Source organism: Phenylobacterium sp., assembly GCF_036402295.1.
In the GTDB taxonomy this organism is placed as follows: Bacteria; Pseudomonadota; Alphaproteobacteria; order Caulobacterales; family Caulobacteraceae; genus Phenylobacterium.
This window is the reverse complement of sequence record NZ_DASWTE010000216.1, coordinates 1-1656: the sequence shown is the minus strand read 5'-3', so window position 1 is coordinate 1656 and position 1656 is coordinate 1. Positions and strand designations below refer to the sequence as shown.

Genomic DNA, 1656 nt, shown 5'->3' with positions numbered 1-1656 from the left:
GCCACGTCGCCCAGGTTCATGCGCGGGCCGATCTGCAGCCGGATCGCCTCGACGCGGGCCTTCAGCTCCGCATCGGCCTCCAGCGCTTCCGGCGTCTCGTAGCCGGTCTTGCCGAAGTCGGCCGCGCGCATCACCACCACGGGCATGCCGTTGTCGATGGCGGTGAGCTCGATCCCGTCAACCGTGTCGCGGGCGTTGCCGGTCGGCAGCAAGGCTCCGCAGCTGGAGCCGGCCACGTCCAGAAAGTCGATGGGCACCGGCGCGGCAGTCCCCGGCACGCCGTCGATCCGCGCCTCGCCGTCATAGCGGACCCTGCCGCCGGGCGTATGGATGGCCGCGACCGCGAGGCTTCTGGTGTTGCGCATGTTGATGCGGACGTGAGTGATCCCGTCCTGCGCCGGGATCAGGCCCTCTTCGATGGCGAAGGGGCCGACGCCGGCCAGCAGGTTGCCGCAGTTCTGCCCGTCGTCGATGCGCGCCTCGTCCACCACCGCCTGCAGGAACAGGTAGTCCACGTCGGCCTCGGGGTGCGTGGACGGCCCCACGACCGCGATCTTGCTGGTCAGCGGGTGCGCCCCGCCCATCCCGTCGATCTGCCGCGGATCGGGCGAGCCCATGGCGGCCAGCAGCACGGCGTCGCGCGTGGCGACGTCCGCCGGCAGGTCGGACGCGAGAAAGTAGAGGCCCTTCGAGGTGCCGCCGCGCATCACCGTGCAGGGGAGGGCCGTCTGGGTCATTGGGGCGGCTCGTCGAGGTACTTCAGCCCCTTGGCCGCCAGCTTCTCGCGCATGCCGTAGATGTCGAGGCCCAGTTCTCCCGCTTCGAAGCGGGCGCGCTTGTCGCCCTCGTTGGCCTCGCGCTGCCGGGCCTTCTCGGCGATCGCGGCCGCCTCGTCGCGGCGAACCACGCAGACGCCGTCGTCGTCGGCCACGATCACGTCGCCGGGACTCACCAGCGCACCCGCGCACACCAGCGGCAGGTTCACGTTGCCCAGGGTCTCCTTGACCGTGCCCTGGGCGTAGATCACCTTCGACCAGACGGGGAAGCCCATCCCCGTCAGGACCGCCACGTCGCGCACGCCGGCGTCGATGATCAGGCCGCGCACGCCGCGCGCCTTCAGCGAGGTCGCCAGCAGGTCGCCGAAGTAGCCGTCCTCGCAGGGGCTCGTCGGCGCCACGACGAGCACGTCGCCGGGGCGGCACTGTTCCACCGCCACGTGGATCATCCAGTTGTCGCCGGGCGCCACTTCGCAGGTGACCGCCGAGCCGGCGATCTGCGCAGGGCGGTAGATCGGGCGCATGTAGCTTGCCAGCAGGCCCTTGCGGCCCTGGGCCTCGTGGACCGTGGCGACGCCGAAGCCCGCGAGCGCGTTGACGGCGGCGGGCTCGGCGCGCGGGATGTTGCGGACGACGAGGCTCATGCGGGCGGCTCCTAGAGCAGGCTCTTTTCGATGACGTCGAGGGCGCGGTAGGCGGGAAGGACCTGGGCCACCGAGCCGTTGGGCTCTCGGCCCTCGCGGATGGCGGCGAAGAACTCGCGGTCCTGCAGCTCGATACCGTTCATCGAGACGTCCACCTTGGAGACGTCGATCGGCTGCTCCTTGCCGTCGACGAGGTCGTCGTAGCGGGCGATGTAGGTGCCGTTGTCGCAAATGTA

2 protein-coding genes and 1 pseudogene are annotated in these 1656 nt (G+C 70.7%); all 3 read right to left on the bottom strand.

Features of this window, described 5'->3' with window-relative positions:
• Nucleotides 1-737: PrpF domain-containing protein (locus VGD44_RS13420; RefSeq protein ID WP_331087821.1), on the bottom strand; the 737-nt coding region annotated here is incomplete at its 3' end.
• Nucleotides 734-1420, bottom strand: coding sequence for a 4-carboxy-4-hydroxy-2-oxoadipate aldolase/oxaloacetate decarboxylase (locus VGD44_RS13415; protein ID WP_331087819.1), 687 nt, complete (start codon nucleotides 1418-1420; stop codon nucleotides 734-736). The genes VGD44_RS13415 and VGD44_RS13420, both read right to left, overlap by 4 nt.
• An 11-nt stretch (nucleotides 1421-1431) precedes the next feature.
• A pseudogene (locus VGD44_RS13410) lies at nucleotides 1432-1656 on the bottom strand (oxidoreductase); the annotation flags it as partial.